The organism is Kitasatospora sp. NPDC056138, assembly GCF_042264695.1.
In the GTDB taxonomy this organism is placed as follows: domain Bacteria; phylum Actinomycetota; class Actinomycetes; order Streptomycetales; family Streptomycetaceae; genus Kitasatospora.
The window spans coordinates 22,312-34,881 of record NZ_JBHJVK010000080.1; the positions used below are offsets into that span (position 1 = coordinate 22,312).

Sequence of the window (12,570 nt, forward strand, 5' to 3'; positions counted from 1 at the left end):
CGCATGACCGTACGGCGCGTGATGGGGATCGAGACCGAGTACGGGATCTCGGTGCCGGGACACCCCAACGCCAACGCCATGCTCACCTCGTCCCAGATCGTCAACGCGTACGCGGCGGCGATGCACCGGGCGCGGCGGGCTCGCTGGGACTTCGAGGAGGAGAATCCGCTGCGCGACGCCCGGGGTTTCGACCTCGCGCGCGACGTCGCGGACGCCAGCCAGCTCACCGACGAGGACATCGGCCTCGCCAACATCATCCTCACCAACGGCGCGCGGTTCTACGTGGACCACGCCCACCCCGAGTACAGCTCGCCCGAGGTGACCAACCCGCGCGACGCGGTGCTCTGGGACAAGGCCGGCGAGCGGGTCATGGCCGAGGCCGCGCTACGGGCCCTGGAACTGCCCAACGGGCAGCGGATCCACCTGTACAAGAACAACACCGACAACAAGGGCGCCTCCTACGGCACCCACGAGAACTACCTGATGAAGCGGGCGACCCCGTTCGCCGACATCGTCCGCCACCTCACCCCGTTCTTCGTCTCCCGCCAGGTGGTCACCGGCTCGGGCCGGGTGGGCCTGGGCCAGGACGGCTCCGCGGACGGCTTCCAGATCAGCCAGCGGGCGGATTACTTCGAGGTCGAGGTCGGCCTGGAGACCACCCTCAAGCGCCCGATCATCAACACCCGCGACGAACCGCACGCCGACGCCGAGAAGTACCGCCGGCTGCACGTGATCATCGGGGACGCCAACCTCTCCGAGATCTCCACCTACCTCAAGCTGGGCACCACCTCGCTGGTGCTGGCGATGATCGAGGACGCCTTCATCGCCGTCGACCTCGCGATCGACCAGCCCGTCCGCACCCTGCACCGGGTCTCCCACGACCCCTCGCTCACCCAGCTGGTCACGCTGCGCAGCGGGCGCAAGCTCACCGCGGTCCAGCTCCAGATGGAGTACTGCGAGCTGGCGCAGAAGTACGTCGAGGACCGTTACGGCCAGGACGCCGACGACCAGACCAAGGACGTCCTGGCCCGCTGGGAGGACGTTCTCGGCCGCCTGGAGCGCGATCCGATGAGCCTGTCCAGGCAGCTCGACTGGATCGCCAAGAAGGAGCTGCTGGAGGGCTACCGCCAGCGCGACGGCCTGGACTGGGACAACCCCCGGCTGCACCTGGTCGACCTGCAGTACAGCGACGTACGCCCCGACAAGGGCCTGTACAACCGTCTGGTGGCCCGTGGCCGCTTCGAGCGGCTGCTGACCGACGAGGAGATCGCCGGGGCCGTCTCCAAGCCGCCGGAGGACACCAGGGCGTACTTCCGCGGCCGCTGCCTGGAGCAGTACGCCGAGCACGTCGCCGCGGCCTCCTGGGACTCGGTCATCTTCGACCTGCCGGGGCGGGACTCGCTCCAGCGCGTCCCCACCCTGGAGCCGCTGCGGGGCACCCGCAACCACGTCAAGGAACTGCTCGACCGCTGCCGCACCGCAGAGGACCTGGTCCGGGTGCTGTCCGGCGGCTGAGACGGCCGGTGACTCTCCGATCACCACGGGTGAACGTGCCTCGGATGGGAATCATCCGGGGGAGCGCGAAGCGTTGAAGTAGAACTGGGAGCGGGATCCGCGCCCGGTCGATAGGGTCTGATCAGCAACACCGCAGACCAGCCGTGCGAGACGAATCGAGCGGGGTGAGGGAAATGGCGAGCAAGGACACCGGTGGCGGCCAGCAGCGGGCGAACCGCTCCTCCGAGGAGGTCGAGGAGCAGGCTGCCGACGCGCAGCAGTCCGAGGACCTCAAGGAGCGCCAGGAAAAGCTGAGCGATGACGTCGACGCGGTTCTGGACGAAATCGACGACGTCCTGGAGTCGAATGCCGAGGATTTCGTGCGGCAGTTTGTCCAGAAGGGCGGAGAGTGACCTGAAGGTCCGATGCCGAATGTCGGCCTGACACGGTTTGCATTCGCGCGCAATGGGTCCCGGCGGCTCGTTGCGCGCGAATGCGCTGATAATCGGACGTCCCCGCGATGTGGTTCGGCGCCGCAGAACGGGTAAGGTCCGGGGCATCTGAAATGATCTACCTGGAAGGAATCGAGTGGAAGCCAACACTGGTGGCACCGGGCGTCTACCGGCCGCCTTCCTGACCCCCGGGTCCTCGTCGTTCATCGACTTCCTGGCACAGCACAAGCCGGAGCTGCTCCCCGGTGGCCGCAGCCTGCCCGAGGGCGTCGTCCAGGCGCCGCACGGCACCACCATCGTCTCCGCGGTGTTCGACGGCGGTGTGGTGATCGCCGGCGACCGGCGGGCCACCATGGGCAACGTGATCGCCCAGCGCGACATCGAGAAGGTCTTCCCGGCCGACGAGTACAGCGCGGTCGGCATCGCCGGCACCGCGGGCCTCGCGGTGGAGATGGTCCGGCTGTTCCAACTGGAGCTGGAGCACTACGAGAAGATCGAGGGCACGGTGCTCTCCCTGGAGGGCAAGGCCAACCGCCTCACCACGATGATCCGGGGCAACCTCGGGATGGCCATGCAGGGCCTGGCCGTCGTCCCGATGTTCGCCGGCTACGACCTGGACCTCGACCGGGGCCGGATCTTCACCTACGACGTCACCGGCGGCCGCTCCGAGGAGCGCGGGTTCGCCGCCACGGGCTCGGGCTCGCTGTTCGCCCGCGGCTCGATGAAGAAGCTCTACCGGGACGGCATGACGGCCGATCAGGCCGCCACCCTGGTCGTCCAGGCGCTGTACGACGCGGCCGACGACGACTCCGCGACCGGCGGCCCCGACCTGGCCCGCAAGATCTTCCCGATCGTCTCGCTGATCACCGAGGACGGCTTCCGCAGGCTGTCCGACACCGAGGTCGCCACGATCGCCGTCTCCATCACCGACCACCGTCGCGAGCACCCCGACGGCCCGCAGGCCCCGCTCCTCTAGTCCGCCCACCTCCTCACCAGAAGGGACGACCACCGGTGTCCACGCCGTTCTACGTCTCCCCCCAGCAGGCCATGGCGGACCGTGCGGAGTACGCCCGCAAGGGCATCGCCCGCGGCCGCAGCGTGGTCGTGCTCACCTACGCCGACGGCATCCTCTTCGTCGCGGAGAACACCTCGCGGGCCCTGCACAAGGTCTCCGAGATCTACGACAAGATCGCCTTCGCTGCGGTCGGCCGCTACAACGAGTTCGAGAACCTGCGCATCGGCGGCGTCCGCTACGCCGACCTGCGCGGCTACTCCTACGACCGGGCCGACGTCACCGCCCGGGGCCTGGCCAACGTCTACGCCCAGACGCTCGGCACCATCTTCTCCTCGGTCGGCGAGAAGCCGTACGAGGTCGAGCTGATCGTCGCCGAGGTCGGCCGCACCGGTGACGACGACCAGATCTACCGGCTTACCCCGGACGGCTCGGTGGTCGACGAGAAGAACACCGTGGTGGTCGGTGGCAACGCCGACTCCATCGGCAACTACATCGGCCAGCGCCACCGCACCGGCATGAGCCTCGCCGAGGCCCTCAAGGTGGCCGTCGAGGGCCTCGCCAGGGACCCCAACGGCGGCACCCCGCGGGTGCTCACCCCCGAGCAGCTGGAGGTAGCCGTCCTCGACCGCCAGCGCCTCCAGAAGCGCAAGTTCAAGCGCGTCCTCGGCGGCCAGCTCGGCCGCCTGCTCCGCGGCGACGAGAGCGCCGCCGCGGACGAGGACGCAGCCGACGACGACACGGCGCAGTAGCCCGGCTCCGGGAGTCCCGTACGGTCGATCCGCCGTACGGGACTCCCGTACGCCTGCGGCCAATTGACATCTCCTCGTGATTGGATTGCCATCGCCCCGCAAGGGTTTCGGATGGCTCCCGGAAGAGAAAAGATGCGTCATGGACCGCCGAATTTTCGGGCTGGAGAACGAGTACGGTGTCACGTGTACGTTCCGGGGACAACGACGACTGTCTCCTGACGAGGTGGCCAGGTACCTCTTCCGCCGCGTAGTTTCCTGGGGCCGCAGCAGCAACGTCTTTCTGCGCAACGGGGCCCGGCTGTACCTCGACGTGGGCTCGCACCCCGAGTACGCCACCCCCGAGTGTGACGATGTCGTCGAACTGGTCACCCACGACAAGGCGGGCGAGCGCATCCTGGAGGGCCTGCTCGTCGACGCCGAGCGGCGGCTGCACGAGGAGGGCATCGCCGGGGACGTCTACCTCTTCAAGAACAACACCGACTCGGCCGGGAACTCCTACGGCTGCCACGAGAACTACCTGGTGGCCCGGCACGGCGAGTTCTCCCGGCTGGCCGACATCCTGATCCCCTTCCTGGTCACCCGCCAGCTGATCTGCGGTGCGGGCAAGGTGCTGCAGACGCCGCGCGGCGCGGTGTTCTGCGTCAGCCAGCGGGCCGAGCACATCTGGGAGGGCGTCAGCTCGGCGACCACCCGCTCCCGTCCGATCATCAACACCCGCGACGAGCCGCACGCCGACGCCGAGCGCTACCGCCGGCTGCACGTCATCGTCGGCGACTCCAACATGTCGGAGACCACCACCCTGCTCAAGGTCGGCGCCACCGACCTGGTGCTGCGCCTGATCGAGGCCGGGGTCGTGATGCGCGACCTGACCCTGGAGAACCCGATCCGGGCGATCCGTGAGGTCAGCCACGACCTCACCGGCACCCACCAGGTCCGGCTCGCCAACGGCCGGGAGGCCAGCGCGCTGGACATCCAGGAGGAGTACTTCACCAAGGCGCTGGACTTCGCCGACCGCAAGGGCATCAACACCGGCACGGTGGCCCGGGTGCTGGACCTGTGGGGCCGCACCCTGGAGGCGGTGCGCACCGAGGACCTGGCCAGGGTCTCCACCGAGATCGACTGGATCATGAAGTACAAGCTCATCGAGCGCTACCGCGAGAAGCACCAGATGAGCATGTCCCACCCGAGGGTGGCCCAGATCGACCTGGCGTACCACGACATCCACCGCCGGCGCGGCCTGTTCTACCTGCTCCAGAACAAGGGGCAGGCGCAGCGGGTCACCAACGACCTGAAGACCTTCGAGGCCAAGTCGGTGCCGCCGCAGACCACCCGGGCCCGGCTGCGCGGCGACTTCATCCGACGGGCGCAGGAGCAGCGCCGCGACTTCACGGTGGACTGGGTGCACCTGAAGCTGAACGACCAGGCGCAGCGCACGGTCCTGTGCAAGGACCCGTTCCGGTCGGTGGACGAGCGGGTGGAGAAGCTCATCGCGGGTATGTGACCGGCTGTGAGGTGACGTCGGCCCAGGGATGGTGATCGGACGGCAGGTCCGATCACCATCCCTTCGTCTGCGCGCTGTGTCTGCACGATGGGGGACGAATCGGGCCATAGGCTGACCGGTATGCGCAGAATCGCCGGTTTTCTGGTTGCCCTTCCCCTGGCGCTGCTCGCCGCCTGCAGCAGCGGGACGTCCTCCTCGCCGGGCGCCTCGCCGAGCGCCTCGGCCTCGGTGAGCGCGGTGCCGAGCCCGGTCGCCTCCGCCTCTCCGATGCCGACGGTGGCAGGGGACTTCGGGAGCAAGGCGACCATCACGATTCCGCCGGGCCAGCCGAGCGGGCAGTTCGTGGTGAGCGCGCTCAGCGAGGGCGAGGGGGCGACGGTCGCCAAGGGCGACTGGGTGACGGTCAACTACACCGCGAAGGACTGGACCACCGGGAAGGAGGTCGGCAGCTCGTACGACGCCAACCAGAAGCCGCAGCTGTTCCAGGCCTTGAGCGGTCAGCTGGTCCCGGCCTTCGACCAGGGGGTGATCGGCCGCAAAGTGGGCAGCCGGGTGCTGGTGGTGGCCCCTTCGGCGGCGGCGTTCGGCTCCCAGGGCAACTCGACGCTCGGGGTGCAGGCCGGGGACACGGTGGTCTTCGTACTGGACATCATGCAGGCGGTCCCGCAGGACGCCACCATCACCGGGGCGATCACCGAGCCGCAGCCCAACATGCCGCAGGTCAAGGACAACGGCAAGGCCGCTCCGACGATCACCATTCCGGCCGGTCAGGCTCCGCCGACCGACCTGCAGAAGTCCGTGCTGGTCAAGGGTGACGGCAAGCAGGTGCAGGCCGGGCAGACCATCGTGGTGCAGTACACCGGGGTGCTGTGGAGCAACGGGCAGCAGTTCGACTCCTCCTGGAGCCACGGCGGCGCGCAGGCGCTGCAGGTGGGCACCGGAAGCCTGATCAAGGGCTGGGACCAGGGCCTGGTCGGCCAGACGGTGGGCAGCCGGGTGGAGCTGGTGGTGCCCCCGGCGCTCGGCTACGAGGACAAGCCGCAGACGGCGGTGCCGCCGAACTCGACGCTGGTCTTCGTGATCGACATCCTGGAGGCCGTCTAGCCCGTCCCGGCCGGCCCCGCCGCCCACCGCGGCGGGGCCCTGCGGGCGTCCCTCGCGTAACCTCGGTGGCCGTGGCCCCGGGACGGCCTGGGCGGTCAAACCGCCCGGCCTCATCATCACCTGACATACTGCTGCCCTTCCGCATGTGGTATGAGTCGTCAGGCCCTGGTGAGGGGGCGGACCGCTGGGATGGACGGGGAGTCATGACTGAGAACACTTCGGGCCAGGGCAAGGGCACGGCGGGCGGCGGTGCGGTCGGTGACCCGGCCGCCTCGCGGCCCGGTGGCCCACTGCCCGGCGACGGTGAGTCGATCGTGGTGCCGCCGTCGATCCTGACGCAGCAGGCGGGCTGGGGACAGGTTCCGGTGCAGCCCGTCGCGGGCGGCGAAAAGCGGGGCGAGCAGGCGCCGCAGGTGTTCGCCTCCACCGTGCGCAAGAAGGAGGTCGACGAGTCCGGCTACGACGAGAACCCGGGGTCGGCCGGCCGGCTCGGTGTGATCCTCGGCACGGTCCTCGCGGTGCTGCTGGTCGGCAGCGGCGTGACGCTCTACCTGACCAACAAGCCGGACTCGGGCACCACCAAGCAGGCCGACCCGACGCCGACCTCGACCGCGCCGACCACGGCTCCCGTCCCGCCGATCAAGGACACCGCCAAGGTGCTGCCGACGATCACCGGTGACTTCGGCAAGAAGGCCGGCATCGAGGTGCCCAAGGAGGCCGCCGACGGCTCCTTCGTGGTCAAGCAGGTCTCCGAGGGCAGCGGCCCGAAGGTGGAGAAGGGCAACTGGGTCACGGTCGACTTCACCGCCAAGGACTGGACCACCGGCAAGGACATCGAAGGCTCGTACGAGCGCGGCAAGCCGCAGATCTACCAGGCCGGTGCGGGCACCCTGATCCCGGCGCTGGACAGTGCGGTGGCCGGGCACAAGGTCGGCAGCCGGGTGCTGGTGGTGGCCCCGCCGGCCGCCGCGTTCGGCGCCCAGGGCAACAGTCAGATGGGGGTCGCCGGCACCGACAACCTGGTCTTCGTGCTCGACATCCGGCAGGCGACCGCTCCGGACGCCACGCTGAGCGGTGACATGGCCGACCCGCCGGCCGGGATGCCCAAGGTGAAGGACAACGGCAAGAAGGCCGCCGACATCACCCCGGAGCCGGGCGTGGCGGACCCGACCGAGCTCAAGTCGGCGGTGCTGATCCAGGGCAAGGGCCGGAAGATCGAGGCCGGCGAGAAGGTCGTGGTCCAGTACACCGGCGCGCTCTACAAGGACGGCAAGAAGTTCGACTCCTCGCTCGACCGGGGGCAGGCGTTCAGCTTCGTCACCGGTGGCGGCAACGTCATCGAGGGCTGGGACAAGGGCGTGATCGGCCAGAACATCGGCAGCCGGATCGAGTTGGTGGTGCCGGCCTCGCTCGGCTACAAGGACCAGGCCAAGGGGTCCATCCCGGCGAATTCGACACTCGTCTTCGTGATCGACATTCTGGATGCGGGTGTCGGCGTGGCCGACAGCTAGCCGAGAATGGTCCGGTGACCGGCGCGGGGCGACCCGCCGTCGGCCCTGACCACAGTGGGCGGTGGGTGCCCGTACGGTTCTCCGTACGGGCGCCTGCCGCTCCGTCGTGTACACCAGCGAATGAGAAGAGTCTGTTGTGAGCATCACCAAGCCGGAGATCGACTTCCCGGGCGGCGAGGCGCCGACCGAACTGCAGATCCGCGACATCAAGGTCGGCGAGGGCGCGGAGGCCAAGGCCGGTGCCATGGTCGAGGTCCACTACGTCGGTGTCACCTTCGAGACCGGTGAGGAGTTCGACGCCTCGTGGAACCGTAACCAGTCGTTCCGCTTCCCGCTGGGTGCCGGCCGCGTCATCAAGGGCTGGGACCAGGGCGTCCAGGGCATGAAGGTCGGCGGCCGCCGCGAGCTGGTCATCCCGGCCCACCTGGCCTACGGCAACCAGTCGCCGAGCCCGCTCATCCCGGCCGGCTCGACCCTGATCTTCGTCGTCGACCTGCTCGGCGTCTGATCAGCCGGCTCAGGGCCGTACTCCGCCTCGCGGGGTGCGGCCCTGAGCCGTACCGTGCCCCCGCTCACGCTCCGGCTTTTGCAGCGCGTGCCCGGACCGGTACGGTCGGGTCGCCCGAGCATGAATGTCCGCAGTGTGAATGTCCCCCAGGAAGGGTCCGCGATGGCGATCGCCAAGGCAGAGCGGCTGATGAACCTCGCCCTGTGCCTGATGAACACCAGACGTCCGCTCTCCAAGAAGGAGCTGCGGGAGTCCATCGAGGCCTACCGCGAAGCCTGGCAGCAGGGCAGCGAGGACGCCTTCAACCGGATGTTCGAGCGGGACAAGGACGACCTGCGCGAACTCGGCCTGGTCATCGACGTCGACGAGAACGCCCTGGACGGCGAGATCGGCTACCTCGCCCGCCGCGACCGCAACCGGCTGCCCGAGATCGCCCTGGACGCCGAGGAGGCCGCCGCCCTGTCCGTGGCCGCCCGGGTCTGGCAGCAGGCCAAGATGTCCGGCGCCGCCAGCGGTGCCCTGCAGAAGCTCCGCGCGGCAGGGGTGCCCTTCACCGACGACGCCGAGCCCGGCGCGCTGCAGCCGCGCATCCCGGCCAGGGAGGCCGCCTTCGAACCGCTGCTGGTCGCCGCCCGCGACCGCAGGCCGGTCGCGTTCGAGTACCGCAAGGCCGGAGCGGCCACCGCCGAACCGCGTTCGGTCGAGCCGTGGGCACTGGAGTGCTGGCGCGGCCACTGGTACCTGGCCGGCTGGGACCGCGACCGGCAGGACGCCCGGGTGTTCCGGCTCAGCCGGATCACCGGCAAGGTCCGCTCCCGGGCCGGCTCCTTCACCGGCGCCGTCCCCGAGCACGTGGACGTCCGCGCCGTGGTCGCCTCCTTCGCCGGTGAGGGCGCCACCGCCACCGCCACCGTCCGGCTGCGCAGGGGCGCGGGCTTCCCGCTGCGCACCAAGGCGCTGAGCGCCCGCCAGGTGGACGGCGACTGGGACGAGCTGGAGATCCCCTACGGCAACGGCCTCGGCGCCGACCTCGCCGAGTTCGGCCCCGACCTCCTCGTGCTCGGGCCCGAGGAACTGCGGGCGGATGTCATCGACCGGCTGCGTGCCGTGGCCGGTCTCAAGGGTGCCGATTCCGACGGCCTCGACGAGGCGGGAGCAGCCGTATGAGCAACGCGATCGACCAGACCAGGCGGATGCTCTCGCTGGTCACCTACCTGCGGGAACGTCCCGGCGCCGAGGTGGCCGAGGTGGCCCGGGCGTTCGGGATCACCGAGCGGGAGCTGATCAACGACCTCAACGTGCTGCCGATGTGCGGCACCAGCTTCCGCGGCGGTGACCTGCTCGACATCGACACCGACGGCGAGCGGATCTGGTGGCACAACGTCGACGACGTCGCCCAGCCGCTGCGGCTGGCCGCGGACGAGGCGACCGCGCTGCTGGTCGCCGCCCGCGCGGTGGCCGGGCTGCCCGGACTGCGCGAGCGGGACCGGCAGGCGCTCACCCGGGCCGTCGCCAAGATCGAGGACGCGGCAGGCGAGAGCGCCGAGTCCAGCGCCCGGGTCGGGGTCACCTTCGAGGCCGAGGGCCAGGTCTTCGCCGACATCGACCGGGCGCTCAGCGAACGCCGGCTGATCTGGCTGCGCTACTGGTCGCACGGCCGCGGCGGGATGACCGAGCGTGAGGTCGACCCGATCCGGCTGGTCACCGAGGGCCACACCTACCTGGAAGGCTGGTGCCGCACCTCCGAGGACCGGCGGGTCTTCCGCCTCGACCGGATCGCCGAGATCAAGATCCTGGACGAGCCCGCGGACCCGCCCCGGCTGGAGCCGCGCGACCTGTCCGCCGGGCTGGTCAACCCCGCCGCCGACGACCCCGAGGTGGTGGTCGAGGTCGGCCCCGGCGGCCGCTGGGTCGCCGAGTACTACCCCCACGACGCGGCCGAGGAACTGCCCGATGGCGGGCTGCGGATCACCCTGCGCAGCGCCGACCCCGCCGGGCTGCGCCCGCTGGCCCTGCGACTCGGCCGCGAGGGCCGGATCGTCTCGCCGCCGCAACTGGCCCAGCAGGCCAGGGACGCTGCGCTGGCCGCGCTGGAGCTCTACCGGGAGGGGCAGGTCTGAGCGGTGGGGGATGCCGGCACCAGGTTCAAGGTCTACTGCTCGCACTGCCGGGAGAAGGTGGAGCTTCCGGCGGCGGCGTTCCGGCTGGCGCTCGGCGCCAGCAAGGAGCGCACCTTCTACGCCTTCACCTGCCCCGAGTGCGGGGTCGCGGTGCGCAAGCCCGCCGGGGAGAAGATCGTCGCGGCGCTGGTCGGCGCCGGAGTGAGCACCATGCGGCTGCTCACGGTGGAGGGCTGAGCCTCCGCTGAGCGGACCGCCAGGGGACCGGGGGCCGCGCGGGCGGGCGCGGCTCCCGGAGCCCCGCGCTTCCTCGCGCGGGCCGCCCCCGCCCCGGGGTGCCGCTCGGCCCGGCGGGGCCGAGCGGGTAGAGTCGACCGCCGTGTCATGGACCATCGTCGCCGCCGTTCTGCTGGCCACCGCCGGCCTGCTCGTCCTCGGTGCGCTCGCCTGTCGGCTCTGGCTGGACGTACGGGCGCTCGCACGTGAGGTGGACGCCGCCTCGCGGGCGCTGGCCGCAGCGGCGACCGAGCTCGCCGGAGAGCCGCTCCGGGTGCCCGAAGCCGTGGCGCAGGCCGCCGGCCACCAGTCCTAGGGCACTGATGCCGGGCCGGAGCGGACGGCCCCTCGCGCGGCTGGTCTGGACCTCGGGCGGTGTCGGCGAGGTGATGAGGTTTGTTCCGGTGACACGTCCAGGGGCTACCATCGCCCGAAGTGGGGGAGTGCTGCCCCTGCGGGAGAGGTGGTCGCACATGAGGATCTCACCGGTCGCGTTCCTGCTGCTCGTGGTCTTCGCCGTCGCGCTCTTCGGCGGCAAGCGGCTGCCCGATCTCGCGCGGGCGCTGGGCAGGTCGCTGCGGATCCTGAAGAGCGAGACCAAGGCGATGCGCGAGGACGCGCCGACCGCGCCGGCCGCGCAGCCGGCTGTGGAAGCGCCCCGGACGATCAAGGCTGCTCCGGGCGACTCCGGGAGCTCCAGGCCGGTCTCCGGGCAGGGCCCCGCCCAGCAGGACTGAGCAGACGGCACACTTACTAATCGGAGCCCGTCGCCCGGCGGGCTTCGTCGCACGAGTTGAGGACCGGGGTTGAGCAAGTCTTCGAAACCGACCAAGGACCCCGAGGGCCGGATGGCCCTCGCCGACCACCTCCGTGAACTGCGGAACCGGGTGGTCAAGTCGGTCCTGGCCATCGTGCTGTTCACGATCGTCGCGGTGATCTACCACCGGCAGCTCGAGTCGTTCCTGATGCAGCCGCTGCCGAAGTGCAACACCCCGGAGGAGGCCGCGCACTTCCACGGCAAGTGCGCCCAGGTCTCCACCATCGGCCTGACCACGCCCTTCACCCTGACCCTGAAGGTCGCGCTCACCGCCGGTGTGGTCGCCGCCGTCCCGGTCTGGCTGTACCAGCTGTGGGCCTTCGTGGCACCCGGTCTGCACCGGCACGAGCGCCGGTACGCGGTCGGCATCATCGTCGGCGGGGCCCCGCTCTTCCTGGCCGGCGTCACCGTCGCCTACCTGCTGCTGCCGACCACCGTTCAGGTGCTGATCTCGTTCAGTCCCAACGGCACCACCCCGATCCTGCCGCCGGAGAACTACTTCGACATCGCCACCCGGATGGTGCTGGTCTTCGGTCTCGCCTTCGAGTTCCCGCTGCTGCTGGTGATGCTCAACTTCGGCGGCGTGGTCTCCGGCAAGCGGCTGCTCGGCTGGTGGCGCGGCATGGTGATGGGCATCACCGTCTTCGCCGCCTTCGCCACCCCCAGCGCCGACCCGGTCAGCATGCTCGTACTGGCCGCACCGATCTGGGCACTGTACTTCCTCGCGGTGGGCATCGCGCTGTTCAACGACCGCCGCCGGGCCCGTCGCAACCCCGACGCCGGCCTGGACGACGACGAGGCCTCGCACGTGGACCTCTCGGTCGACGAGGTCGACGCGGCCGAGTCGGTCACCGCCTCGGCCGCGCCCGCCGCTCCCGCACCCGTCCCCGGGGCCCGCCAGGGCGAGGGCCAGATGGACGACATCACCTGATCCGGCCCCGGCCCGGATCGAGGCCACGGACCGCCGAAAGACGGCGTACGGGGGCCAAACGACCCCTGGAGAGCTTACAGGGTCACAGCAGG

The 12,570-nt window shown here is 70.3% G+C and carries 14 protein-coding genes; all 14 read left to right on the plus strand.

The genetic code is table 11. The features are described from left to right. Window positions 1-3: 3 nt before the first annotated feature. The 14 genes from dop to tatC all read left to right on the plus strand — a co-directional run bounded on the left by dop (window position 4) and on the right by tatC (window position 12,478). Window positions 4-1,515, plus strand: a complete 1,512-nt coding sequence (gene dop / locus ACFC1R_RS33200) for a depupylase/deamidase Dop (protein WP_375945073.1) — start codon at window positions 4-6, stop codon at window positions 1,513-1,515. A 173-nt stretch (window positions 1,516-1,688) separates the two neighbouring features. Further along, entirely contained in the window at window positions 1,689-1,907 is a 219-nt protein-coding gene (locus ACFC1R_RS33205) for a ubiquitin-like protein Pup (RefSeq protein ID WP_045304660.1), read from the plus strand. 175 nt (window positions 1,908-2,082) lie between these two features. Then, window positions 2,083-2,922 (plus strand): proteasome subunit beta, encoded by an 840-nt coding sequence (gene prcB / locus ACFC1R_RS33210; protein WP_375945076.1) that lies wholly within the window; start codon window positions 2,083-2,085, stop codon window positions 2,920-2,922. Between the two features lie 35 nt (window positions 2,923-2,957). Beyond that, a complete protein-coding gene (prcA, locus tag ACFC1R_RS33215; protein ID WP_375945078.1) occupies window positions 2,958-3,710 on the plus strand; it encodes a proteasome subunit alpha in 753 nt (250 codons plus the stop codon). Window positions 3,711-3,849: 139 nt separating this feature from the next. After that, on the plus strand, window positions 3,850-5,211 hold the full coding sequence (gene pafA, locus ACFC1R_RS33220; protein WP_045304636.1) for a Pup--protein ligase: 1,362 nt from the start codon (window positions 3,850-3,852) through the stop codon (window positions 5,209-5,211). A 120-nt stretch (window positions 5,212-5,331) separates the two neighbouring features. Then, window positions 5,332-6,315 carry an FKBP-type peptidyl-prolyl cis-trans isomerase gene (locus tag ACFC1R_RS33225; protein ID WP_375945080.1) on the plus strand — a complete coding sequence of 328 codons (984 nt, stop codon included), beginning with the start codon at window positions 5,332-5,334 and terminating at the stop codon, window positions 6,313-6,315. A 203-nt stretch (window positions 6,316-6,518) separates the two neighbouring features. Continuing rightward, window positions 6,519-7,826 carry an FKBP-type peptidyl-prolyl cis-trans isomerase gene (locus tag ACFC1R_RS33230; protein ID WP_375945082.1) on the plus strand — a complete coding sequence of 436 codons (1,308 nt, stop codon included), beginning with the start codon at window positions 6,519-6,521 and terminating at the stop codon, window positions 7,824-7,826. A gap of 136 nt (window positions 7,827-7,962) precedes the next feature. Next, the gene (locus ACFC1R_RS33235) at window positions 7,963-8,334 is read left to right on the plus strand and encodes an FKBP-type peptidyl-prolyl cis-trans isomerase (RefSeq protein ID WP_375945084.1); all 372 of its coding nucleotides are present in this window, start codon (window positions 7,963-7,965) and stop codon (window positions 8,332-8,334) included. A gap of 162 nt (window positions 8,335-8,496) precedes the next feature. Beyond that, window positions 8,497-9,501 (plus strand): helix-turn-helix transcriptional regulator, encoded by a 1,005-nt coding sequence (locus ACFC1R_RS33240; RefSeq protein WP_375945085.1) that lies wholly within the window; start codon window positions 8,497-8,499, stop codon window positions 9,499-9,501. Then, window positions 9,498-10,454, plus strand: coding sequence for a helix-turn-helix transcriptional regulator (locus ACFC1R_RS33245; RefSeq protein WP_375945087.1), 957 nt, complete (start codon window positions 9,498-9,500; stop codon window positions 10,452-10,454). The genes ACFC1R_RS33240 and ACFC1R_RS33245 overlap by 4 nt, the downstream gene beginning before the upstream one ends. Window positions 10,455-10,457: 3 nt before the next feature. Beyond that, window positions 10,458-10,691, plus strand: coding sequence for a hypothetical protein (locus tag ACFC1R_RS33250; protein WP_375945089.1), 234 nt, complete (start codon window positions 10,458-10,460; stop codon window positions 10,689-10,691). Window positions 10,692-10,833: 142 nt separating this feature from the next. Continuing rightward, window positions 10,834-11,046 carry a hypothetical protein gene (locus tag ACFC1R_RS33255; protein ID WP_375945091.1) on the plus strand — a complete coding sequence of 71 codons (213 nt, stop codon included), beginning with the start codon at window positions 10,834-10,836 and terminating at the stop codon, window positions 11,044-11,046. Window positions 11,047-11,203: 157 nt separating this feature from the next. After that, complete coding sequence (tatA, locus tag ACFC1R_RS33260; RefSeq protein WP_375945093.1) at window positions 11,204-11,467, plus strand: Sec-independent protein translocase subunit TatA; 264 nt, start codon at window positions 11,204-11,206, stop codon at window positions 11,465-11,467. 69 nt (window positions 11,468-11,536) lie between these two features. Next, entirely contained in the window at window positions 11,537-12,478 is a 942-nt protein-coding gene (gene tatC / locus ACFC1R_RS33265; protein ID WP_375945094.1) for a twin-arginine translocase subunit TatC, read from the plus strand. Window positions 12,479-12,570: the final 92 nt, after the last annotated feature.

What these genes read in the sequence shown, in the direction of transcription:
- ACFC1R_RS33245 (WP_375945087.1), top strand. Translation starts at nt 9,498, where the DNA reads ATGAGCAACGCGATCGACCAGACCAGGCGGATGCTCTCGCTGGTCACC.
- dop (WP_375945073.1), top strand. Translation starts at nt 4, where the DNA reads ATGACCGTACGGCGCGTGATGGGGATCGAGACCGAGTACGGGATCTCG.
- ACFC1R_RS33225 (WP_375945080.1), top strand. Translation starts at nt 5,332, where the DNA reads ATGCGCAGAATCGCCGGTTTTCTGGTTGCCCTTCCCCTGGCGCTGCTC.
- ACFC1R_RS33240 (WP_375945085.1), top strand. Translation starts at nt 8,497, where the DNA reads ATGGCGATCGCCAAGGCAGAGCGGCTGATGAACCTCGCCCTGTGCCTG.
- pafA (WP_045304636.1), top strand. Translation starts at nt 3,850, where the DNA reads ATGGACCGCCGAATTTTCGGGCTGGAGAACGAGTACGGTGTCACGTGT.
- ACFC1R_RS33230 (WP_375945082.1), top strand. Translation starts at nt 6,519, where the DNA reads ATGACTGAGAACACTTCGGGCCAGGGCAAGGGCACGGCGGGCGGCGGT.
- ACFC1R_RS33205 (WP_045304660.1), top strand. Translation starts at nt 1,689, where the DNA reads ATGGCGAGCAAGGACACCGGTGGCGGCCAGCAGCGGGCGAACCGCTCC.
- tatA (WP_375945093.1), top strand. Translation starts at nt 11,204, where the DNA reads ATGAGGATCTCACCGGTCGCGTTCCTGCTGCTCGTGGTCTTCGCCGTC.